The sequence below is a fragment of the Nocardia bovistercoris genome, from assembly GCF_015674855.1.
GTDB classification, from domain to species: domain Bacteria; phylum Actinomycetota; class Actinomycetes; order Mycobacteriales; family Mycobacteriaceae; genus Nocardia; species Nocardia bovistercoris.
This window is the reverse complement of sequence record NZ_JADMLG010000009.1, coordinates 185,309-206,097: the sequence shown is the minus strand read 5'-3', so window position 1 is coordinate 206,097 and position 20,789 is coordinate 185,309. Positions and strand designations below refer to the sequence as shown.

Genomic DNA, 20,789 nt, shown 5'->3' with positions numbered 1-20,789 from the left:
GGTTTCTCGACCGCTCCGCGGACGAAGCCCAATACTTCGAGAAGCGAATTCGCCTCCCATCGGGTGTACCCGATGGGAGGCGAATTGTGGTGCGCCCGAAGGGATTCGAACCCCTAACCTTCTGATCCGTAGTCAGATGCTCTATCCGTTGAGCTACGGGCGCATGCGTGTGTTCAGTTGTTACCCGAGGGTTCGGGTGGCGGAGGCGAGAGGATTTGAACCTCCGGTCCCCGTGAAGGGACAACTCATTAGCAGTGAGTCCCATTCGGCCGCTCTGGCACGCCTCCTGGAGCCTTCTCTTCGAGGGCACCGGTCCTTTCGAACCGCCGAGCATGAAGATTACATGAGCCTGGTGTGAAGTAACAAAACGCCTGGTTAATCAGCGTAAGTTGCTGTCGAACCAGTCGAAGATGCGGGTTTGGGAGTCGATGCCTACGAGGTCTTCGGTGTCGGTGGGGCGGTCGGTTCGGCGGCGCAGGCCGGGGTAGCTCACGACGAGGCTGGCGACGGCGGCGCGGGAGGTGGCGTCGCGGAGTTTGTCGATGTCGTCGGCGGGGGTGTCGGGGTCGTCGGAGCCGTAGAGGCCGAGCCAGGGGGCCTGCAGGTCGGGGGCGACCTGGACCATGGCTTCGGCTTCGGAGGTGAGTGGTTCGACGATGCCGGGGGCGGAGACGCTCACGGCGGCGCCGACGGGGCGGTTGGTGGCGACGAGGAAGGCCGCGGTGCCGGCGTGGTCGAATCCGAGGACGCCGATGCAGTCGGGGAACACGCCGTGGTGGGTGAGCCAGTCGAAGCAGGCGTCGAAGTCGGCGAAGAGTTCCTCGCCGAACACTTCGCGCGCCGGGTCGCCGTTGATGCGGTGGAACAGGTCGGGGGCGACCGCTGTCCAGCCTTCGTCGGCGAGCGCTTTCATGAGGTCGAGAAGTGATCCGGTGAACTCGCGCGATTCGTGCAGGACCACGATCCCGCCGCGCGCGTTGCCCTCCGGTTCGACCACGGTGATGGGTACCCGCGCGTCGGCTGCGCAGGGTTGTGCATCATCGTCGCCACCGCGTAGCGGGGCGATATCGTCATAAACGCCCGACATGAAACCAGAGTAGGGCGATAGTCCGAACTTCGCGAGAAATTGCACGTGGACGGCCGTTATTCGCAGAAATTTACGGTGACGTGCCCGATTCGACGCATATTCGATGAGGTTGCGGTCTGCCCGTACCCGAGGGGGAACCGGTATAGGTTCGACGCCTAATGTGGAGGGGTGACACCGCACATCCGGCCGGATCTCGCCTCGATTCCGGCGTACACCCCCGGCCGCAGCAATCCCGGAGCGGTCAAGCTCGCCAGCAACGAGACCACCATGCCGCCGCTGCCGTCGGCCGCGAAAGCGATCGGCGAAGCGGCCGAACTGGCTCATCGGTATCCGGACAACCAGTCCGGGGAGTTGCGGGCGGCGCTGGCGGATTTCCTCGGTGTCACGGTGGCGAATGTGGCGGTGGGCTGCGGCAGCGTCGCGCTGCTGCAGGAACTCGTGCAGATCACCTGCGACGCGCCCACCGACGAGGTGGTGTTCGCCTGGCGTTCGTTCGAGGCGTATCCGATCGTCACCCAGGTCGGGAACGCCACGGCGGTGCCGGTGCCGTTGGACGACGGGGCCGTACACGATCTGGACGCGATGGCGGCGGCGGTCACCGAGCGCACCAAGTTGGTGTTCGTGTGCAATCCGAACAATCCGACCGGTACAGCGGTGGGTCGCGAAGCGATCATCCGGTTTCTCGACCGCGTGCCGTCGCACGTGCTGGTCGTGCTGGACGAGGCGTACTACGAATATCTTCGGCTGACCCCCGAGGACCGTCCCGACGGTGTCGAGATCGGGCGCGACCGGCCGAATGTGCTCGTGTTACGCACCTTCTCGAAGGCGTACGGGCTGGCGGGGCTGCGGGTCGGGTACGCGGTCGGCGACCCCGAGGTCATCACCGCGCTGCTGAAAGTGCACATCCCGTTCAGTGTCAACCGGGTCGCGCAGGCGGCCGCCATCGCGTCGCTGGAGGCGCGGCACGAACTGCTCGACCGCACACACGCCCTCGTCGTCGAACGCGAGCGGGTGCGGGAGGCGCTGCTGAACGCCGGATATCGACTGCCGCCGAGTGAGACCAATTTCGTGTGGCTGCCGCTGGGTGCGCGCAGCGCCGAATTCGGTGAGGCGTCGGCGGCGGCCGGGGTGCTGGTTCGCCCCTACGGAGTCGACGGGGTGCGGGTGACCGTCGGCGACCCGCACGAGAACGATCTGTTCCTCGCGTTCGCCACCGATCCGGCGGTCCGCGCGCGATTCGCCTAGCGCACGCCGAGCGGGCCTGCGACGGTCGGCCACGAGAGCCCGAGTTCGTCGGCCCAGTACCGCCAGGCGTGGATGCCGTTCGCACGGAAGTTGGCGGTGACCGGGATGTCGAGGCTGCCCAGCCGGTCGACCAGTTTGCGCGCGCACATGGCCGCGCCCGCTTCGAGCGGGCCGCCGAAGGCGAGGACGGTCGGGAGGTTCGGGGTGTCGGGTGTCTCGTATCGGCCCGGCATGCCGTTGCCCGTGGACAGGTAGATGGCTTTGCCGCGCAGCGCCTCGGCGTGCTGGATCACATCGTGGGCGAGCCATTCGGGATTGTCCGGTCTGCCGAACATATTGTCGGGTTGCCCGAAGTAGGTGGCGACGATCGCGCGGGCTTGGGCTTGGCCCGGCTCGGTGCCGACGGAGTAGCAGCCGCTGTGCGCGGCGACCGCGGCGTAGAGGGTGGGGCGGCGCACCGCGAGCATCATGGCCGCTTCCGCGCCCATGGAGACGCCCATGATGGCGTTGCGGCCGTTGCCGTCGAAGCGCGCGTCGATGAGCGGCGGCAGTTCGGCGGTGAGGAAGGTTTCCCATTTGTTGGTGCCGAGGACCGGGTCGGGATTGAGCCAGTCGGTGTAGAAGCTGGCCGGGCCGCCGACGGTGAGGACGACGTTGACGTCCTTGTCCTCGAAGAACCGGTCGGCGCGGCCCTGGACGATCCAGTTGTTGCCGTCGCGTTCGGCGCTGCGACCGTCGAGCATGTAGACGGTGGGGCGGCTGCGGCTCTGATCGCGGGGCAGCAGGACCTGCACTTCGACGGTGCGGCTCATCGCGGGTGACTGCACGAACACCCGCAGCCACCGGTCGTTGATCGGTTCGACGCGTTCGATCGCCGGATTCGGCGCGCGTTCGGTGGTGGGTTCGCCGAGCAGCGGGGCGCCCGATGAACCGGTCCCCGGAATATTCGGTTCGGCCGAGGCGGGCGACCCGACAGCGCCCATGACGAGCACGGCGCCCATGACCAGCACGGCCAGCACCGCCGCGATTCCGAACCGATGTCGCGCATCCCGCCGAAACAGCACGCTCTTCATGACGCCAAGGATACGGACCGGCACCGACAGATTTCGCTTGCGCGGAGCGTTTCGTCAACCCCGGTGAGAGTATGGTCCGCGCACTGTTATTCGGCCGGACCCGGACCTTTACTTCACCTATCTAGCTAACTTCCAGACTCGCGGGTCGAAGATCGCGCGCGAGAGCGCACTCACGGACGGTTTCCCCCGATCGGACAGTCCGCAATACAACAGAACGGTTTCCACTGAGAACCGTGACACCGGAGCGCCACCTATCAATAAAACCGACCGGTCCTCGAATGGTTCGGATGCGAAATGTACACGGAATCCACCATTCCGGGCACATGACCAGCACACCGCGTCTACTCTGCTGTTCGGGCCAATTCGTGCGTCGATCGGAAGCCAATGACCGCGTACCGCTCTGCGATGCATCGAGGTCGAAGTGCCGTAATCACTTGCACAAGAAGGGATTCACGCTGCACGCCCGCGTTATCGAACGCCCGTCCGGCCACGCACGGGCAACCGGATGGCATCGCGGCGGCGCCGACCTCGCATCCGCCGCCCGCGTGCACGCGTCGCGGGTGAACCATCCGCAATACATCACATGTTCGGCCGCAGTACCGATGCACGACCGGAGAAAACCGTGAATCATGTGTTGCCCGTTACGCATTTCGAGAACGCCACCGACGCCGAACCGATCGCCGACCTACGCCGTCGCCTGCGAGAATGCGACGAATTCTTCCGGCAACCCGAACTCGCCCACCTGCCCGACCACCGCCGCCGCGCCGCACTCGCGCAACTGGAACAGCACGGTGATTACACGCAGACGGCGGAGGAAATACTGATCGGCGCGAAACTAGCCTGGCGCAATCACGCCCGCTGCGTCGGTCGAAAACATTGGCGCTCCCTGAAATTACTCGATATGCGACACGCGCGCTCGGCCCGCGAACTGGCCGAAGCCTGCTGGCAGCACCTGCGGACCGCGACCAACGGCGGCGCGGTGCAGTCCGTGATCACGATCGGCCCTCCGCGCGGCGCCGACGGACGCGACCATCGGATCGTCAGTCCGCAGCTCATCCGCTACGCCGGATACCGCAACGGCGACGGCACCGTCACCGGAGACGCCGCGCACATCGCGATCACCGAATTCGCCCGCGCACTGGGGTGGCGCGGAGCAGGCACGCCCTTCGATATCCTGCCGCTGCTCATCAGCACACCCGACGAGCCGATTCGCTGGTTCGACGTGCCGCCCGAACTGGTCCGCGAAGTCCACATCGCGCACCCCGAATACGAGTGGTTCGCGGGTCTGGAATTGAAATGGCATGCGGTTCCCGCGGTCTCGAACATGAACCTGGAGATCGGCGGTATCACCTACCCGTTCGCACCGTTCAACGGGTGGTACGTGGGCACCGAGATCGGCGCGCGCAATCTCAGCGACGCCAACCGCTACAACATGCTTCCGCTCATCGCCGACATGATGGAACTCGACACCTCCCACCCCCGCACCCTCTGGCGCGACCAGGCATCCATCGCGCTCAATCGCGCGGTTCTGCACAGTTACCGCGAAGCCGGGGTGCATATCGTCGACCATCACACCGTCGCCAAACAGTTCTGCGATCACGTGGAGCGGGAGGAAGCCGCGGGGCGGACCTGTCCCACCGACTGGTCGTGGGTGAATCCGCCCATCTCGTCCGGGCTCACGCCTACGTTCCACCGCTATTTCGACGCGGTGGACGACGATGTCCGGCCCAATTTCGTCCGCAGGGACGATGCTTGACGGTCACTGAACCTCCGGATCGGCAAGCGGTGAAATCTTGCATCCCGACTTGGTATGCTGAATGCATGTCTTCACAGATTACGATCCGTCTACCGGATGACGTTTTGGCCTTCATCGATGACCAGACTTCCAACCGCACCACCTATGTGCTCGAGGCTCTCGAACGCGAGCGCCGTCGTCGCTTGGCCGAGGCCGACATCTTGGCGCTCGCCAATACAAGCGCCGAAGCACATGTCGAGGCCGAAGCAATCACCAGCGGAACCCGTCAAGCATTCCCGGATATCGACTGATGCGGCCGATCCACAGCGCCCGCCTGGACAAGGTGCGGCCGGTGTTGGTCCTCACCCGCGAAATGGTCCGGCCACATCTGAATCAAGTCACAGTCGCCGCGATCACATCTACGATCCGAGGCCTGTCCACGGAGGTAGCCGTCGGTCGCCGCAATGGCCTGACACGGGACTCGGTAGTGAACTGCGACTTGGTGTACACAATCCCGGTCGCCGATCTCGGCGCACAAGTCGGGTGGTTTCACCCCGAACAGGAACGAGACCTCAGCGAAGCGCTGCGGCTGGCCTTCGACCTGAAATGACGGTGTTCAGTGCGCGAGAACGGCGAGTTCGATGTCGATGGCGAACGGCACGGGGGTGGACAGCCGATCGCGGTGTACCCCCGTTGCGACATAGCAGCCGGTCGTGTCGTCCAGTTCGTAAGTGTGTACGACCGGAAGGCCCGCCTCGTCCTCGATGCGCCAGAAATGGCGCAACCCCGCCTCGGCGTACAGGCGCGGTTTGTAGCGCCGATCCCGGTCCTCGGACTCCGCCGACACGATCTCCACGATCAATTCGACTTCGTCCGGAAGAAAACGGGTCCGATCCGGCGCATACGGCACTCGGGCCGCGATTATGTCGGGCTCCGGCCTGCTGCGATGGTTCAATTTGATGGTCATCTGAGCTTCGACGGTCCAGCCCGGCGGCACCGCCTTCTCGAGCGCCGCGGTGAGCCTCCGGATCATCCGATCGCGCCAACTTCGCCGAGGCGACGTATTGAAGATCAAGGCTCCGTCGAGCAGTTCGATGTGGCGTGGTGCGTCCGGAGGCAGCAGGTCGAGATCGTCGGCTTCCCAACCGGTGTCGCGGGGCGGGTACATCCATTGCGGGATCGCGGTGCTCAACGTGACAGCTCCCTTCCACCCTCGATGACGATCTGTACCGACAACGCCCATGGTAGGCGCCGCCGTCCAGGAAACCGCTGTTCAGGGGGCGGAGACGGAGGGATTTGAACCCCCGGTCGCTCTCGCGACGCTCGCTTTCAAGGCGAGTGCATTCGGCCGCTCTGCCACGTCTCCTCGCGGGGTGGTGAGGACCCCGTGCGGGGACTTTACCTTGTGGGGGTGGGGGGTGCCCAGTCGGTTTCAGGGGGTGTGGTGGGAGATGGTGCGGTCTACTCGGGTGAAGACTTCGGCTATGGCTTGGAGTTGGTCGGGGGTGAGGAGGTCGATGAAGTCGCGGCGGACGGCTTCCACGTGGCCGGGGGCCGCGGATTCGAGGCGGCGCATGCCCTCGTCGGTGAGTTCGGCGATGACGCCTCGGCCGTCTTCGAGGCAGGTGTTGCGGCGGACCAGGTTCTCGACTTCGAGGCGGCGGATCTGGTGGGTGAGGCGGCTGCGGGAGGACAGGACGCCGTCGGCCAGTTCGCTCATGCGCATGCTGCGGTGTGGGGCTTCGGACAGCAGGACGAGGATGCGGTATTCGGCGATGCTGAGGTCCGAATCGGCTTGTAACTGCCGGTTCAGGGCCGTCATCAACCGTTGATGGCCGTCCATGTAGGCACGCCATGCCCGCTGCTGCGCCGCGTCGAGCCACCGCGGCTCGACGCGAACACTACCGTTCGGTTCGGGTTGCACTTCCCCATTCTAGGACGGTCTGAACTGGGAAAACCCGACGAATTGGTATCAGCGTGAACTAACCAGCAACGACCGGCTCAGCTGGTCGGGACGTGTGCAACCGGACAGGCCGAGTACCGAGTCGAATTCGGCGAGCAGCATGCGCAGGGTGTGGCGGACGCCGTCGGCGCCCGCGATGCCGAGACCGTAGACCCATGGCCGCCCGTACATGACCGCTCTGGCGCCGAGGGCGAGCGCGATCAGCATGTCGGCGCCGGTGCGCACGCCGGAGTCGAACAGCACGTCGGCGCGGTCGCCTACGGTCGCGACCACGGCGGGCAGCGCGTCCAGCGCGGCGACGGCGCCGTCGACCTGTCTGCCGCCGTGATTGCTGACCACGACGGCGTCGGCGCCCGCGTCCACCATCATCCTGGCGTCGTCGGGGTGCAGCACGCCTTTCACCGCGATCGGCAGGTCGGTCCATTCCCGCAGGTGGGCGAGGTCGGCGACGCGCAGCGCGTGGTTGCCGAACAGGGCGGTCCAGGTTTCGACGGCGGCGCGCATGGCGTCGGGGCTCTGCTCGGGCGGCGCGGGAAGGCGGTCGAGGAATACCGGGTCGGACAGGTAGTTGGCGATGCCTTTGCCGTGCAGGAACGGCAGGTGGGCGTGCGCGAGGTCGCGGGGGCGCCAGCCGAGTTGCGGGGTGTCGACGGTGACCACGATCGCTTTCGCGCCCGCGCGTTCGGCCCGGCGCACGAAGGAGCGGGCCAGTTCGTCGTCGCCGGGCCAGTACAGCTGGAACCACCACTGGTCGGCCGCCGCGCCGACCTCCTCGATGGTGCTGGAGGCGACGGTGGACAGCACGGCGCCGAGTCCGAGTTCCTTCGTCACCTCGGCGACGAGCACCTCGCCGCGCTCGCGCACCAATTCGAGCGCCCCGATGGGCGCGGTCATGACGGGCGCGGACAGTCGGGTGCCGAGGACTTCGACGGACAGGTCACGCGCGTCGGGCCCGGTGGCGGCGCGCAGCATTCTGGGCAGAATCCGGTGGCGGTCGAATGCGGCGATATTGGCCGCCGCGGTGCGTTCCGCGGACGCCGAACCCGCGACATAGGCGAACGCGACCGGATCCAGTTCACTTTCGGCACGCGCGGCCAAACCCGCGACCGTCACCGGTAGTTCGGGTCGCACACCTCCCAGTCCGCCCTGGTAGATCTCGGTCTGGAAGTCGACGAAATTACTCACGCGGGGAACGCTAGCCCCTGCGGCGTATTCGCGGAGTGCGGTCAGCGAATCGAAATCCAGCGATTACATTCCGGCCGAGTAGCCTGGCGTCGCAAGGACGGCGAGCGGGCTGCCGACCGCACGGTCGGCGCCCCGATGCGGAAAGGACCGCGATGCGCGCGATCGAATTGGACGGTGTCGGCGGACCGGAGGTCATGCGGTGGGCGCAGGCGCCGGACCCGAAACCCGGCCACGGTGAAGTCCTGATCGATGTGGTCGCCGCAGGGGTGAATCGCGCGGATCTGCTGCAACGCCAAGGTCTCTACGCGCCGCCGCCGGGCGCGACCACCATCATGGGACTCGAATGCTCCGGCGTGATCGCCGAACTCGGTCCCGGCGTGCGGGACTGGCGGGTCGGCGACCGGGTGTGCGCGCTGATGTCCGGCGGCGGATACGCCGAGCGGGTCGCGGTGCCCGAGGGGCAACTGCTGCCGGTGCCCGAGGATTTCGATCTCGGGGCCGCGGCCGGACTTCCCGAGGTCGCGGCGACGGTGTGGTCGAATCTGGTGACGACCGCCGGACTGCGCGCTGGACAGTTGGTGCTGATCCACGGCGGCGGCAGCGGTATCGGCACGCACGCCATCCAGGTCGCCAGGCAGCGCGGCGCGCGGGTCGCGGTGACCGCGGGTTCGGACGAGAAATTGCGGCGCTGCGCCGAATTGGGTGCGCAGGTGCTGATCAACTATCGCGAACAGGATTTCGTGGAAATGGTGCGCGCCGAATCCTCGGGGGCGGACATCATTCTCGACAATATGGGCGCGGCCTATCTGGCGCGCAATATCCAGGCGTTGGCGCCGCACGGTCACCTGGTGGTGATCGGAATGCAGGGCGGTACGACGGCGGAATTGAATCTCGGTGCGCTGCTCGTCAAATGGGGCAACCTGCACGCGACGAATCTGCGCGGGCGTCCCGCCACCGGCAAGCACAGCAAAGCCGAGGTGATCAGCGAAGTCCGCAGGCAGCTGTGGCCGCTGGTGACCGACGGCACCATCGTCCCGGTCATCCACGCCGAACTACCGATCGCCGAGGCCGCCGAAGCGCACCGGCTGCTCGATTCCTCCGAGGCGTTCGGCAAGGTGACGCTGCGGGTGCGCGACTGATCCGGGGACTCGGCTAATCCAGCGAGCTCAGCGCGCGACCGAGCTGGTCGATCTCGAATCTCGTTGTGTACGGGGCGAGTCCGACGGTGACCGCCCCGCCCTCGTCGTTGACGCCGAGCGCGTCGAGCAGCCTGCTGCCGCCGTGCACCCCGCTCAGGGTGCCGATGCGGGCGTCGGCGAGTCTGGCGGCGACCTTCTCCGCCTGCATGCCCGACAGCGTGAAACTGACGGTCGGTATGCGGGTGGACGCGCGGCCGATCACGGTGAGATTCGGGATCTTGTCCAGGGTGCCCATCAGGTGTTCGAACAGCTGATCGTGGTAGTCCTGCAGTGAGGTGATCGAGATCTCCAGGCGTTCCCGACGCGTGCCCTTGGCGCGTTCGTCGAGGCCTGCGAGGAAATCGATCGAGGTGGTCAAGCCGGCGAGCAGCGCGTACTGGTGGCCGCCGACCTCGAGCCGTTCGGCGCCCTTGGCGTAGGGGTTCAGCGACATGGACGGAATCCGGTCGAGGAACGCGGGATCGCGGAAGACGAGCGCACCGATCTGCGGGCCGCCCCACGCGGGCGCGCTCAAGGCGACCACGTCGGCGTTGAGTTCATCGATATCGATGAGGGCGTAGGGCGCGGCGCCGAAGGCGTCAGCGACCAGTAAACCGCCGACCTCGTGCACCCGGTCGGCGGCGACGCGCACGGCGGGCGCGGAACCGACGATCGGCGAGGCCGCGGTGAGCGCGACGAGCCTGGCCGTCGGTCCGATCAATTCCTCGAACTGCCACGACGGCATCTCACAGGTCTCGATCTCGACCTCGGCCCAGCGGACATGGGCGCCGTAGCGGTTCGCGATACGCAACCAGGGCGCCACATTGGCCTCGTCGTCGAGCCGCGACAGCACGATTCCGGTGCCGAGCCCGAGCCGCGAACTCAGCGACTCCGCAAGCCACGCCAAAAGTACCGCGCGGTCCGGGCCGAGGACGACGCCCGCCGGGTCGCCGCCGACCAGGTCGGCGATGGCCTCGCGGGCCGCGTCGAGGATCGCGGCGCTGCGCACGGCGGCGCCGTTGCGACCGGCATGGGAGAACGACGACATACGGAAACCCGTTGACACGGCACGGGATACCGAGTCCGGGACCAGCATGCCCGCCTGGGGATCCAGATGGATCCAGCCGTCGCCCAGGGACGGTATCAGGCCCCGAACCCTCGCGACGTCGTAAGTCATGTTGGCCACTCTAAGGGCAGTGGGCGGGGCGACGTAACCGTGTTCCCTCTCGAGGTCGGAGCGGGCCGCCTCCCGGCTTAGCGCGTTCGGTGCGGAGAGGACATGATGGACACCATGACGCACTCGGACGAGGCACCCGATTCCATCGTCGTCGTCGGCCCCGACGGCCGCCCGCTCATTATTCCCGCCGACGCGGCCACTCCGCTGAGCGGGCAGGTGCTCGCCGACCGTGCGAACTCGTCCGACGACGACAACGACGAGGCGGGCGAGTCGCTGGCCGACATGGTCGAGCAGCCCGCCAAGGTCATGCGCATCGGGACCATGATCAAACAGCTGCTCGAGGAGGTACGCGCGGCGCCACTGGACGACGCGAGCCGCACCAGGCTGCGGGAGATCCACAAGTCCTCGGTGCGCGAACTCGAACAGGGCCTCGCCCCCGAACTCCGCGCCGAGCTCGAGCGCCTGACCTTGCCTTTCACCGACGACGCCGTACCGAGCGACGCCGAACTTCGCATCGCGCAGGCCCAGCTGGTCGGCTGGCTCGAAGGGCTGTTCCACGGCATCCAGACGGCGCTGTTCGCCCAGCAGATGGCGGCCCGCGCGCAGCTCGAGCAGATCCGGCAGGGTGCGTTGCCGCCGGGAATCCACACGGTGGATCCGCGCGGTGGCCGCGGCGACCACGTCACGGGCGGGTCGGGGCAGTATCTGTAGGCGGGCGACTGTGCGCGCGACGGGCCGGTGGACGGGTTCCCGGCCTTGCGCACCGCGGCGTCACGCGGGAGTAAGGACGGGTAGTCTCGGGGACCGTGCCCGCCGCTGCCGCTCGCCCCGACTCCACTGTGAGCTCGGCGCGTCCCGAAGAAAGCCGAGTGCGTTCAGATGACAGCCAAGTGCGTTCGGATGAGAGCTCAGTGCATCTAGAAGACGGCTCGACGCGTTCGGAGAGTTCGGAGGATTCCGTGTCGGGAGACGCGGAGTCGCTATCGCGGTCGGAGGAGTCGAGAACCGAGGACGGCGGCCCGGTGGGCGCCGAGGAAACCGACGCGGACGGGGCGGGCGCCGAACAGACTCCTGCGGTGTCGGCCGATGCGGCGAAGTCCACCGGGGAGGCCACCGTGGCGAAGTCCACCGGGGAGGCCACCGTGGCGAAGTCCACCGGGGAGGCCACAGCGGCGAAGTCCACCGGGGAATCTTCCGACGACACATCGACGCCAGAGGAGAAAGCTGTCGACACCGCTGCGGCGCCAGGCGTTCCCGCCGAGCCACCGGTGTCCGATTCGCAGACCTTCCGGCGCGCCTTCAGGGACTTCCGCGACGGCTTCTCCCAGCGCGAGCTGTGGCTTTCGCTGGGCTGGCAGGACATCAAGCAGCGGTACCGGCGTTCGGTGCTCGGCCCGTTCTGGATCACCATCGCGACCGGATTGCAGGCCGCGGCCATGGGTGTGCTCTACGCGACCCTGCTCGACCAGCCGCTGAGCGAATACCTGCCGTATGTGACCGTCGGGCTCATCGTCTGGAATGTGATCCAGGCCAGCATTCTGGAGGGCTCCGAGGTCTTCATCGCCAACGAGGGGTTGATCAAACAACTGCCGTCGGCGCTGAGCGTGCACGTGTATCGGCTGGTGTGGCGGCAATTCTTGTTCTTCGCCCACAACAGTGTGATCTACCTGGCCTTGTTGGTGGTGTTCGCGGTCTGGGAGAATCTGAGTTTCGCCAGTCTGCTCGCGGTGCCCGCGATGATCCTGCTGTTCCTCAACGCCATGTGGGTCTCGATCGTGTTCGGCATCTTCGCCACCCGCTACCGCGATATCGCCCCGATCCTCGGGAGCACGACGCTCATGCTTTTCGTGCTCACCCCGGTGATGTGGACGACGAAGACCTTGCAGACCCAGGTCGGCGCCGGTGACCGCGCCCGGCTGGTCGAGATCATCCCGACCTTCCACTACCTGGAGATCGTGCGCGCCCCACTGCTCGGCGAACCGCAGGCGCTGCGGCACTGGGTCGTGGTCGGCGCCATCACCGTGGTCGGCTGGATCATCGCGGTGCTCGCCATGAAACAGTTCCGTTCCCGCGTTCCCTACTGGGTATGAGGAGAGTTCCGCGGTGACCTCCCGAGTGAGTATCGAAACCCACCAGGCGTGGGTCGAGTTCCCGATCTTCGACGCCAAGTCGCGGTCGCTGAAGAAGGCGTTCCTCGGCAAGGCGGGCGGCGCCATCGGCCGCAACCAGTCCGATGTGGTCGTGGTCGAAGCGCTGCGCGATATCAATCTCTCGCTGAAGGAAGGCGACCGGATCGGCCTGGTCGGCCACAACGGCGCGGGCAAATCGACGCTGTTGCGCCTGCTGTCCGGCATCTACGAGCCATCACGCGGCAGCGCGCGGATCCGAGGGCGGGTCGCGCCGGTCTTCGACCTCGGCGTCGGCATGGACCCGGAGATCTCCGGGTACGAGAACATCGTCATCCGCGGGCTGTTCCTCGGCCAGACCCGCAAACAGATGCTGGCCAAGATCGATGAGATCGCCGACTTCACCGAACTCGGCGAATATCTGTCGATGCCGCTGCGCACCTATTCGACGGGTATGCGGGTGCGGCTGGCGATGGGCGTCGTCACCTCCATCGACCCGGAGATCCTGCTGCTCGACGAGGGCATCGGCGCGGTGGACGCGGAATTCATGAAGAAGGCGCGACGGCGGCTGCAAGAACTGGTCGCACGCTCTGGCATCCTGGTCTTCGCGAGCCACTCCAACGAATTCCTTGCGCAACTGTGCGATTCGGCGATGTGGATCGACCACGGGCACATCAGGCTGCGCGGCGGCATCGAAGAGGTGGTCCGCGCCTACGAGGGGCCCGACGCCGGTAACCACGTCGCGACGGTGCTGCGTGAAATGGAAGCGGAACGAACGGCGAACGCCGCGAAATCCGACGAACGAGAACTGGAGCGGAATCAGGCATGACCGGTCAGGCCGACGACGCGATTCCACCGCTGCTGGACGCCGCGGCCGTACAACCCGAAGCGGGCACCGGGCCCGACGCGCGGATCATCGCCGTCGTGGTGACCCACAAGCGGCGCGACCTGCTCGCCGAATCGCTGAAGGTGCTCACCAGCCAGACCCGTCCGGTCGACCACCTGATCGTCATCGACAACGCCAACGAGTCCGAGGTCGCCGATCTGGTCCGGGACCAGCCGATCGAGGCCACCTACCTGGGTTCGGCGCACAATCTCGGCGGCGCGGGCGGATTCGCGCTCGGCATGCTGCACGCGCTCAGCCAGGGCGCCGACTGGGTCTGGCTGGCCGACGACGACGGCCGCCCGGAAGGCCCCGAGGTGCTCGCCACCCTGCTCGACTGCGCCGAACGGCACGGGCTCGCCGAGGTGTCGCCGGTGGTGTGCGATATCGACAACCCCGACAACCTGGCCTTCCCGCTGCGGCGCGGCGTGGTGTGGCGGCGGCACCGGTCCGAACTCGGCGACGAGGACTTCCTGCCCGGGATCGCGTCGCTGTTCAACGGCGCGCTGATCTCGGCCAAGGCGGTCGATCTCATCGGCGTGCCCGATCTGCGGCTGTTCGTCCGCGGTGACGAGGTCGAGGTGCATCGGCGGCTGGTGCGGTCCGGGTTGCCGTTCGGCACCTGTCTGCAGACGGCCTATCTGCATCCGAACGGGTCGGCGGAGTTCAAGCCGATCCTCGGCGGGCGTATGCACACGCAGTATCCGGACGATCCGGTCAAGCGGTACTTCACCTATCGCAATCGCGGGTATCTTATGGCGCAGCCGGGTATGCGGAAACTGTTGCCGCAGGAGTGGATTCGGTTCTCCTGGTTCTTCCTGATCACCCGACGCGATCCGGCGGGGTTGCGGGAGTGGTTCCATCTGCATTCGCTGGGGCGCCACGAGCAGTTCGGCAAACCGGACAAATAGCACGGGCGGTCGGGCGGGGTGACCGAGCCGGTACTCCGAAATAAATGGATTGCGCGCTTCGGCGCGAGGTGTCAGAGTGTGTCGACCGACGAATGAGACGAGGAGGTGGGTATTCGTGACGAACGCTGTCTTCGCCGTGCCCGCCTGCGCCGCGGCGGTGCGAGTCACCGCCCCGCAGATCACCTTCTCCCGCTTCATTCGCTGAGTCCGCCTCGGGCTCGGCGCCCGACGAAGGACCTCACTTCTCATGGTCGACAACGACCTGCTCATTCCTTACGGCTGGAACGAGGCCGTATCCGATTACTACACCCCGCTCGTCACACCCGGCAGCGTGCCCGCGCGGGTGATCCGCATGGATCGCGGCGAATGCGATGTCGCGAGCCCCACCGGTCCGGCGCGGGCGCGCTGTTCCCGTTCCGACTCCGAGCTCGGCGGTCTGTGCACCGGCGACTGGGTCACACTGGAGGTCGGCACGGACGAGCCGACTGTTCGGCAGCTGTTGCCTCGGCGTTCGGCGATCATGCGATCGTCGGTGTCCGGGCGGTCCGAGGGGCAGGTGCTCGCCGCCAATGTCGACACCGTGCTGATCTGCACGGCCGCCGACGGCGACGTCGACCTCGGCCGGATCGAACGCATGCTCGCGCTGGCGTGGGAGAGCAATGCCAAGCCGGTGGTGGTGCTCACCAAAGCGGATGCGGCGGAATTCATTCCGCTCGACGAGGTGCGCGCGGTGGCGCCGGGTGCGACGGCGGTCGCGGTGAGCGCGAGCACCGGCGCCGGACTCGACGTGCTCACCGCGCTCCTCGACGGCACGGTCGCGCTCATCGGCCCTTCCGGCGCGGGCAAATCCACCCTCGCCAATGCTCTGCTCGGTGCGGAAGTGTTCGCCACCAGCGCCGTTCGTTCCGTGGACAAGAAGGGCCGCCACACCACGGTGCACCGGGAACTGCGGCCGCTGCCGACCGGCGGCACGCTGATCGACACACCGGGACTGCGCGGCATCGGGCTCTGGGACGCGAGCGATGGCATCGAACGCACCTTCAGCGATATCGAATCCTTCGCCCGGCACTGCCGATTCGCCGATTGCGCGCACGACAGCGAACCGGGATGCGCGGTGCTGGCGGCCATCGAGGTAGGTGAACTGACTCAGCGCCGTTTCGACAACTACCGCAAACTGGGCCGCGAGAACGACCGGATGCTGGCGCGCACCGACAAACGGCTGCAAGCCGAACGCAACCGGGCGTGGCGCGACATCAGCAAGCAGCAGCGGCAGCACTACCGCGACCGGAACTCGCGGCGCTGACCGGAATCCGCCGGGGTACATTCGGCTCGCAGATTTCGCGATCTTGGGAGAAATGGATGACTTACCCCGGCGGATACCCACCTCAGGACGGGCCGCAGCAATCCCAGCAAGGTCAGCCCGCGTCGGCGGCCGGCTCATCGGGGTCGCATCTGCAAGTGCCACAACAGCCCTACGGACAGTCCGCGCCGCACCGGCAGGCGCCGCAGCCGCCGTACTGGCAGGCACCCGGTCAGCAGCCTTTCCCCATGCCTGGAGCGCACCAGCAGCTCTCGCAGCCACCATCGGGACCACATCAGCAGGCGCCACCGCAGTACGGGCAGGCGCAGTCGGCCGGTTCGCAGCCTTTTGGGCAGTCGGGAGCGAATCCGCAAGTGCCGCAACAGTCCTACTCGCAGTCCGGGCCACATCAGCAGGCGGCGGCACCGGCGTATCCACAAAGACCGCTCGGGCAGCAGTCGCCCTACCCCGCGTCGGGACCGCATCAGCAGATGCCGCCGCCGCATGGGCAGTTCGCGCCGCAGCAGGCAGGGCAGCAGTACGGCTGGTACGGCCAGCCGTATCAGCAGCACGTGCCGACGGCCACGTCCGGGCTCACCATCGACGCGTCCTATGAGTGGTTCAACTTCATGATGGGGTTGTTGACCACGCCGAAGATCAAGATCAATGGGCAGCTGGTGCCGAATACGCGGTGGGGGGAGAACAATATTCCGCTCGGGCCTGGCACCTATCACGTGTGGGTCGCGACGCCGTGGTTGTTCGATATGGGTGCGGCGCAGATGACGGTGCAGGTGCATCAAGCGCAGGGGTTGCGGGCCTATTACAAGCCGCCCGCGGTGGTGTTCCTCGGTGGCGCGCTCGGATTCGAGCCGCAGAAGACGCCGGGGATGTTGTTCGTCTGGCTGCCGTTCGCGCTGGTCGGCGCGTTGGTGCTACTGATCCTGCTGCTGGCGCTGGTCGCCTCGATCTAGTATGCAACTGGTTGCATAGAGGGGCTACGCTCGGGAGTGGAGGCCGCGGGCGGCTCGCGTCCCGCGCCGAGACGAAAGGAGCAGGTCATGACGGAACCGGCATCGAAACCGCTGGCGGGCGCGACGATGATCATGTCCGGCGGCAGCCGAGGCATCGGGCTCGAGATCGCCAAGCGCGCGGCGGCGGACGGGGCGAACATCACGCTGATCGCCAAGACCGACCAGCCGCATCCCCGGCTCCCCGGCACCATCCACACCGCGGCCGCCGAACTGGAACAGACCGGCGGCCAAGTGCTGGCGCACGTCGGCGATATCCGCGACGACGAGTCGGTGGCCGAGGCGGTGCGCAAGACCGTCGAGCGGTTCGGCGGCATCGACATCGTCGTCAACAACGCCTCGGCGATCGACCTGTCCCCCACCGACGCCCTATCGATGAAGAAGTACGACCTCATGCAGGACATCAACTGCCGGGGCAGTTTCCTGCTCGCCAAGCTGAGCATTCCGCATCTGCGCGCGTCGGCGAAGGCGGGCCGGAACCCGCACGTGCTGACCCTGTCGCCGCCGCTGAACCTGGACCCGAAATGGGCGGGCTCGTCCCTCGGCTACACCATCGCCAAATACGGAATGTCGCTCACCACACTGGGATTGGCCGAGGAACTGAAGGGCGACGGCATCGGCGTCAACTCGCTGTGGCCGCGCACCACCATCGCCACCGCGGCGGTCGAGAACCTGCTCGGCGGGCCGGAGATGGTCGCCACCTCGCGCACGCCCGCGATCTACGCCGACTCCGCGTACCTGGTGCTCACCTCGCCCGCCGCGAAGACTACCGGCAACTTCTTCATAGATGACGAGGTCCTCGCCGCGCACGGCATCACCGACCTCGACGAGTACCGCGTCGTCCCCGGCGACGGTCCACTGACCACCGATCTGTTCCTCTGACGGCACACCGCGACAGAGACAGGCGCCACCGAGTCGCCGCGACCGATTCATTCCGCTGACCGCGCCACAGCGAACGCGATGCGGACGGGCATCGGAAGCCCGTCCGCATTTCCCCACGTGACACAAGCCGCACGTCACGCAAGCCGCACGCCACGCACGCCGCACGCGACACAAGCCGCGCGCGACACGCACGCGACGCAAGCCCGCACGTGACACGAGCGCGATCAGTCCTGCTGCGCGATCCCGTACAGCCGTTCCCAATTCGCGCGACTGGTGAGATCAGGCACAGCCGCGCGGTACTGCCCCTGCAGCGTCGGCAGTTCCCGGCGCAGCCTGCGCAGCACCCGAACCATGCGCAGCAGCAAGGCCCGCGCCCGCGCCTTGTCGCGCCTGCGCACCCGCACCCCCGACTGCGAGGCGTCGGTGACCACCACGTGGTCGAACAGCGACACGTGCCACCAGTAGGCGTCCTCGCGGGTGACGCCGATCAGCCCGTGCTGGGTGCGCCCGAACCACTGGTTGATGGCCCGCTTGACGAGCACAAGCAGCGCGCGACTCGGTTCACCGCCCGCCCTGCGCAATTGGATGTCCGCCGATGGCACCGGCGGCGTGCTCGCGGGATGTTTGACGGTCTCGGTGTAGTCGGCGCGACTCGTGCGCGCCGCGGACAGCGCCGCGATTCCGCCGTCGCGCAACACCTTCGGGCCTGCGAGGAAGTCCTCGATGCCCTGCAGGGTGGTGTGCACAAGGCCGTACTGCATGGCGACCAACTGTTCGGACATGGTGCGGAACAGGTCGCGGGTGATGGACTTGGCATCGAGGTCGGCGTGCAGCGCTCCGACGATGAGCGAGTTGCGGGTGCTGAAGTAGCGCGCCCAGTCGTCGTAGTCCTTCCAGTAGAAGTCGGCGTGCCAGACCGCGGCGTTCGGCAGGGTCACGGTCACGAATCCGTGTTCCCTGGCGCGGATGCCGTATTCGACGTCGTCCCACTGGAAGAAGATCGGCAACGGCAGCCCGATCTCGGCCACCACCTCGGCCGGGATGAGGCAGGTCCACCAGGCGTTGTAGCCCGCGTCGACGCGCCGTTCCTGATTCTTCTTCAGCATGCTGGTGTTGCGCAGCGCCTTGGCCACCCGCTGACCGTGTTTGAGTTCGTGCAGATGCACTTCCTCGGCGCCGACGTTCAGGTAGTCGGGGTTGAGCAGGAACAGCATCTGCGCGCCGACCAGGGTGGGTTCCACGGTGGAGTTGGCGAAGGCGTTGAGGCGCAGCACCGTCTCGGGTTCGCAGAGGATGTCGTCGTCCATGAGGATGACGTCGGCGTGTTCGTTCACCGCCGACACCTCGTAGAGGCCGCGGGTGAAGCCGCCCGCGCCGCCGAGGTTCGGCTGCTGGATGTAGCGGAGTTTGTCGCCGAGCCTCGGCTGGGTCTCCCGGTAGCGCGGCCGGTCGCGCACCAGGTCGGTGCCCTGATCGATGACGTAGACGGCGTCGATGGCGGCGAGCACCGTCGGGTCGGAGGCCAGCGCGGCCACCGTCTCGGCGCAGTCGGCGGCCCGGTTGAAGGTGCAGATGGCGATGGCCACCGGGCGCACCCGTTCGGGGGCGACCGAGGTCCAGGTCAGCTCGGTGATGCCGAGCTCACCGCCGACGGCGTCGAATTCGAGCCACAGCGCGCCGCCGTCGACGTACTGGTCGAGCGGCGCGGTCAGGGTGACCGGTCCGCTCGCGTTCACCTCGGTGGTCTCGATGATGCGCCGGTGCCCCGCGATGTCGGAGGCGACCAGCCGCACCCGCGCCTTGGCCGCCACGTCGAGCACCATGGTGGTGCGCACCTCGGTGACGGTGGTCCAACGCTGCCAGTAGGCGGCGGCGAACCGACCGAAGTAGGTGTTGGTGTGCGCGGACGCGCCCTTCTCCAGGCGCAGCGCCAACCGTTCCCGATGTGCGCGTCCCTTCGCGACGGCGTACAGCTCGTCGCTGATCTTGGCCGACGGTCCGGTGAAGATGCCACGCTGCAACACCAGCCGATCGGGCGCGCGGTGATCTACGCGCAACGCGGCGGGTGCGGTTTCGGCGTGATCGTTCGGTTCGGTAACGGCCTGAGTAGCCGACTGCTCCATGAAGTCCTCGAAATCCTTACTGTGCCGACGGGACACACACGCCCCTGGATACCGTTCGCGGCGGGCCGAGGATATCAATCCGTGTCCCGGCTTGCCCGCTCAGCAACCGGATGAACCGGACGCACCGGCCACCCCACGACATAGCTCGCACGCGTGCACTGTGTTCAGCGTATGCGCGATCCGCGCGGCTCGCCCGATCCTGCGCCGACACCGAATGGTCACGATCTCACGAACGCTCCGTTTTCCCGGTGAACACGAATTTCCCGTACGCCCAGTAACGGAAGACCACCGCGACGACCTGGCCGATGAAAGTGCCGAAGAAGTTGTCCCAGAAGGGCGTGGCCAGGTCGAGGACGTAGCGGGAGAAGCCGAGGCAACCCAATTGCAATCCGATCGCCACCACATTGAAAACCGCGTAGAGCAGATATTCGCGGCCCGGATTGTCGGTCTGCTTGTGCGCGAAGGTCCACCACTTGTTACCGAAGTAGGTGACCACGGTGGCGACCGCGATGGCGATGATCTTGGCGGGAATCGGGGCGTGATAAAGCACACCTTCGCCGCCCCAGAACACCAGCAGGTTGTATGTGCCCGCGTCGACTCCGAGCCCGATCAACCCGACGACCAGGAACGCCGCGCCCTGCCGCAGACCGGCGATCAGGCGCTGAACCGCCGACGGCGCGGCGGGGAACTCGGCTGGTGCGGAATCGGAGCCGGACCGTTCGGGAACCGACACGGGCTGCTCGGGGTAGGACACCGGGCGACGGTACCCCACCGGCCGCCGCGGCTGTGCTCATCGGTCGCGACTACGTCACGACAGCGTTCATCGGTCGCGACTACGTCACGACAGCGTTCATCGGTCGCGACTACGTCACGACAGCGTTCATCGGTCGCGA

Annotated in this window: 20 protein-coding genes and 3 tRNA genes; 12 read left to right on the top strand and 11 right to left on the bottom strand. The window is 66.9% G+C overall.

Annotated elements, in window-relative coordinates:
- Positions 1–87: 87 nt before the first annotated feature.
- The 3 genes from IT779_RS22485 to IT779_RS22475 all read right to left on the bottom strand — a co-directional run bounded on the left by IT779_RS22485 (position 88) and on the right by IT779_RS22475 (position 1,087).
- A tRNA-Arg gene (locus tag IT779_RS22485) sits at positions 88–163 on the bottom strand.
- Positions 164–197: 34 nt separating this feature from the next.
- A tRNA-Ser gene (locus IT779_RS22480) sits at positions 198–287 on the bottom strand.
- A 92-nt stretch (positions 288–379) separates the two neighbouring features.
- A complete protein-coding gene (locus IT779_RS22475; RefSeq protein WP_196151354.1) occupies positions 380–1,087 on the bottom strand; it encodes a dienelactone hydrolase family protein in 708 nt (235 codons plus the stop codon).
- Between the two features lie 168 nt (positions 1,088–1,255).
- Between IT779_RS22475 and hisC the strand changes: the two genes are divergently transcribed.
- Complete coding sequence (gene hisC / locus IT779_RS22470; protein ID WP_196151353.1) at positions 1,256–2,332, top strand: histidinol-phosphate transaminase; 1,077 nt, start codon at positions 1,256–1,258, stop codon at positions 2,330–2,332.
- On the opposite strand, the gene IT779_RS22465 is transcribed toward hisC, so the two are convergent.
- Positions 2,329–3,405 (bottom strand): alpha/beta hydrolase, encoded by a 1,077-nt coding sequence (locus IT779_RS22465; protein WP_232541982.1) that lies wholly within the window; start codon positions 3,403–3,405, stop codon positions 2,329–2,331. The two genes, hisC and IT779_RS22465, sit on opposite strands and share 4 nt — an antisense overlap.
- A 676-nt stretch (positions 3,406–4,081) precedes the next feature.
- On the opposite strand from IT779_RS22465, the gene IT779_RS22460 reads away from it, so the two are divergent.
- From IT779_RS22460 to IT779_RS22450, 3 genes are all read left to right on the top strand, one after another.
- The gene (locus IT779_RS22460; RefSeq protein ID WP_332838930.1) at positions 4,082–5,161 is read left to right on the top strand and encodes a nitric oxide synthase oxygenase; all 1,080 of its coding nucleotides are present in this window, start codon (positions 4,082–4,084) and stop codon (positions 5,159–5,161) included.
- A 65-nt stretch (positions 5,162–5,226) separates the two neighbouring features.
- Positions 5,227–5,451, top strand: a complete 225-nt coding sequence (locus tag IT779_RS22455; protein ID WP_269781622.1) for an antitoxin — start codon at positions 5,227–5,229, stop codon at positions 5,449–5,451.
- Positions 5,451–5,750, top strand: a complete 300-nt coding sequence (locus IT779_RS22450; protein WP_196151351.1) for a type II toxin-antitoxin system PemK/MazF family toxin — start codon at positions 5,451–5,453, stop codon at positions 5,748–5,750. The genes IT779_RS22455 and IT779_RS22450 overlap by 1 nt, the downstream gene beginning before the upstream one ends.
- Before the next feature lie 6 nt (positions 5,751–5,756).
- On the opposite strand, the gene IT779_RS22445 is transcribed toward IT779_RS22450, so the two are convergent.
- From IT779_RS22445 to IT779_RS22430, 4 genes are all read right to left on the bottom strand, one after another.
- Positions 5,757–6,332: a Uma2 family endonuclease gene (locus IT779_RS22445; RefSeq protein WP_198428798.1), complete on the bottom strand. Its 576-nt coding sequence runs from the start codon at positions 6,330–6,332 to the stop codon at positions 5,757–5,759.
- 89 nt (positions 6,333–6,421) lie between these two features.
- Positions 6,422–6,506 (bottom strand) — tRNA-Ser (locus tag IT779_RS22440).
- A gap of 66 nt (positions 6,507–6,572) precedes the next feature.
- Positions 6,573–6,983, bottom strand: coding sequence for a MarR family winged helix-turn-helix transcriptional regulator (locus IT779_RS22435; RefSeq protein WP_196151474.1), 411 nt, complete (start codon positions 6,981–6,983; stop codon positions 6,573–6,575).
- Positions 6,984–7,112: 129 nt separating this feature from the next.
- Positions 7,113–8,288 (bottom strand): alpha-hydroxy-acid oxidizing protein, encoded by a 1,176-nt coding sequence (locus tag IT779_RS22430; RefSeq protein ID WP_196151349.1) that lies wholly within the window; start codon positions 8,286–8,288, stop codon positions 7,113–7,115.
- 152 nt (positions 8,289–8,440) lie between these two features.
- Between IT779_RS22430 and IT779_RS22425 the strand changes: the two genes are divergently transcribed.
- A complete protein-coding gene (locus tag IT779_RS22425; RefSeq protein ID WP_196151348.1) occupies positions 8,441–9,427 on the top strand; it encodes an NAD(P)H-quinone oxidoreductase in 987 nt (328 codons plus the stop codon).
- Positions 9,428–9,440: 13 nt separating this feature from the next.
- Here the strand turns inward: IT779_RS22425 and IT779_RS22420 are convergent, their stop codons facing one another.
- Complete coding sequence (locus IT779_RS22420) at positions 9,441–10,643, bottom strand: cysteine desulfurase-like protein (protein ID WP_196151347.1); 1,203 nt, start codon at positions 10,641–10,643, stop codon at positions 9,441–9,443.
- Between the two features lie 114 nt (positions 10,644–10,757).
- On the opposite strand from IT779_RS22420, the gene IT779_RS22415 reads away from it, so the two are divergent.
- The 7 genes from IT779_RS22415 (at position 10,758) to IT779_RS22385 (ending at position 17,773) form a co-directional block, all read left to right on the top strand.
- The gene (locus IT779_RS22415) at positions 10,758–11,354 is read left to right on the top strand and encodes a bacterial proteasome activator family protein (RefSeq protein WP_196151346.1); all 597 of its coding nucleotides are present in this window, start codon (positions 10,758–10,760) and stop codon (positions 11,352–11,354) included.
- A gap of 557 nt (positions 11,355–11,911) precedes the next feature.
- Complete coding sequence (wzm, locus tag IT779_RS22410) at positions 11,912–12,733, top strand: galactan export ABC transporter permease subunit Wzm/RfbD (protein ID WP_196151473.1); 822 nt, start codon at positions 11,912–11,914, stop codon at positions 12,731–12,733.
- 13 nt (positions 12,734–12,746) lie between these two features.
- Positions 12,747–13,598: a galactan export ABC transporter ATP-binding subunit Wzt/RfbE gene (wzt, locus tag IT779_RS22405; RefSeq protein ID WP_196151345.1), complete on the top strand. Its 852-nt coding sequence runs from the start codon at positions 12,747–12,749 to the stop codon at positions 13,596–13,598.
- Entirely contained in the window at positions 13,595–14,563 is a 969-nt protein-coding gene (gene glfT1 / locus IT779_RS22400; protein ID WP_232541981.1) for a galactofuranosyltransferase GlfT1, read from the top strand. Before wzt ends, glfT1 begins: the two co-directional genes overlap by 4 nt.
- A gap of 247 nt (positions 14,564–14,810) precedes the next feature.
- Positions 14,811–15,866: a ribosome small subunit-dependent GTPase A gene (gene rsgA, locus IT779_RS22395; protein WP_196151344.1), complete on the top strand. Its 1,056-nt coding sequence runs from the start codon at positions 14,811–14,813 to the stop codon at positions 15,864–15,866.
- A 56-nt stretch (positions 15,867–15,922) separates the two neighbouring features.
- Complete coding sequence (locus IT779_RS37945) at positions 15,923–16,834, top strand: hypothetical protein (RefSeq protein WP_232541980.1); 912 nt, start codon at positions 15,923–15,925, stop codon at positions 16,832–16,834.
- Positions 16,835–16,921: 87 nt separating this feature from the next.
- The gene (locus IT779_RS22385; protein WP_196151343.1) at positions 16,922–17,773 is read left to right on the top strand and encodes an SDR family oxidoreductase; all 852 of its coding nucleotides are present in this window, start codon (positions 16,922–16,924) and stop codon (positions 17,771–17,773) included.
- Between the two features lie 224 nt (positions 17,774–17,997).
- Here the strand turns inward: IT779_RS22385 and IT779_RS22380 are convergent, their stop codons facing one another.
- Both IT779_RS22380 and IT779_RS22375 read right to left on the bottom strand, forming a co-directional pair.
- Positions 17,998–19,896, bottom strand: a complete 1,899-nt coding sequence (locus IT779_RS22380) for a glycosyltransferase (protein WP_196151342.1) — start codon at positions 19,894–19,896, stop codon at positions 17,998–18,000.
- Positions 19,897–20,122: 226 nt separating this feature from the next.
- The gene (locus IT779_RS22375) at positions 20,123–20,650 is read right to left on the bottom strand and encodes a GtrA family protein (RefSeq protein ID WP_332838912.1); all 528 of its coding nucleotides are present in this window, start codon (positions 20,648–20,650) and stop codon (positions 20,123–20,125) included.
- Positions 20,651–20,789 lie beyond the last annotated feature (139 nt).

Bases quoted from the DNA above. Each gene is read 5' to 3' on its own strand.
- IT779_RS22475 (WP_196151354.1), bottom strand. From the start codon at position 1,087: ATGTCGGGCGTTTATGACGATATCGCCCCGCTACGCGGTGGCGACGAT.
- IT779_RS22465 (WP_232541982.1), bottom strand. From the start codon at position 3,405: ATGAAGAGCGTGCTGTTTCGGCGGGATGCGCGACATCGGTTCGGAATC.
- IT779_RS22455 (WP_269781622.1), top strand. From the start codon at position 5,227: ATGTCTTCACAGATTACGATCCGTCTACCGGATGACGTTTTGGCCTTC.
- IT779_RS22450 (WP_196151351.1), top strand. From the start codon at position 5,451: ATGCGGCCGATCCACAGCGCCCGCCTGGACAAGGTGCGGCCGGTGTTG.
- IT779_RS22435 (WP_196151474.1), bottom strand. From the start codon at position 6,983: ATGGACGGCCATCAACGGTTGATGACGGCCCTGAACCGGCAGTTACAA.
- IT779_RS22425 (WP_196151348.1), top strand. From the start codon at position 8,441: ATGCGCGCGATCGAATTGGACGGTGTCGGCGGACCGGAGGTCATGCGG.
- IT779_RS22420 (WP_196151347.1), bottom strand. From the start codon at position 10,643: ATGACTTACGACGTCGCGAGGGTTCGGGGCCTGATACCGTCCCTGGGC.
- IT779_RS22415 (WP_196151346.1), top strand. From the start codon at position 10,758: ATGACGCACTCGGACGAGGCACCCGATTCCATCGTCGTCGTCGGCCCC.
- glfT1 (WP_232541981.1), top strand. From the start codon at position 13,595: ATGACCGGTCAGGCCGACGACGCGATTCCACCGCTGCTGGACGCCGCG.
- rsgA (WP_196151344.1), top strand. From the start codon at position 14,811: ATGGTCGACAACGACCTGCTCATTCCTTACGGCTGGAACGAGGCCGTA.
- IT779_RS37945 (WP_232541980.1), top strand. From the start codon at position 15,923: ATGACTTACCCCGGCGGATACCCACCTCAGGACGGGCCGCAGCAATCC.
- IT779_RS22385 (WP_196151343.1), top strand. From the start codon at position 16,922: ATGACGGAACCGGCATCGAAACCGCTGGCGGGCGCGACGATGATCATG.
- IT779_RS22380 (WP_196151342.1), bottom strand. From the start codon at position 19,896: ATGGAGCAGTCGGCTACTCAGGCCGTTACCGAACCGAACGATCACGCC.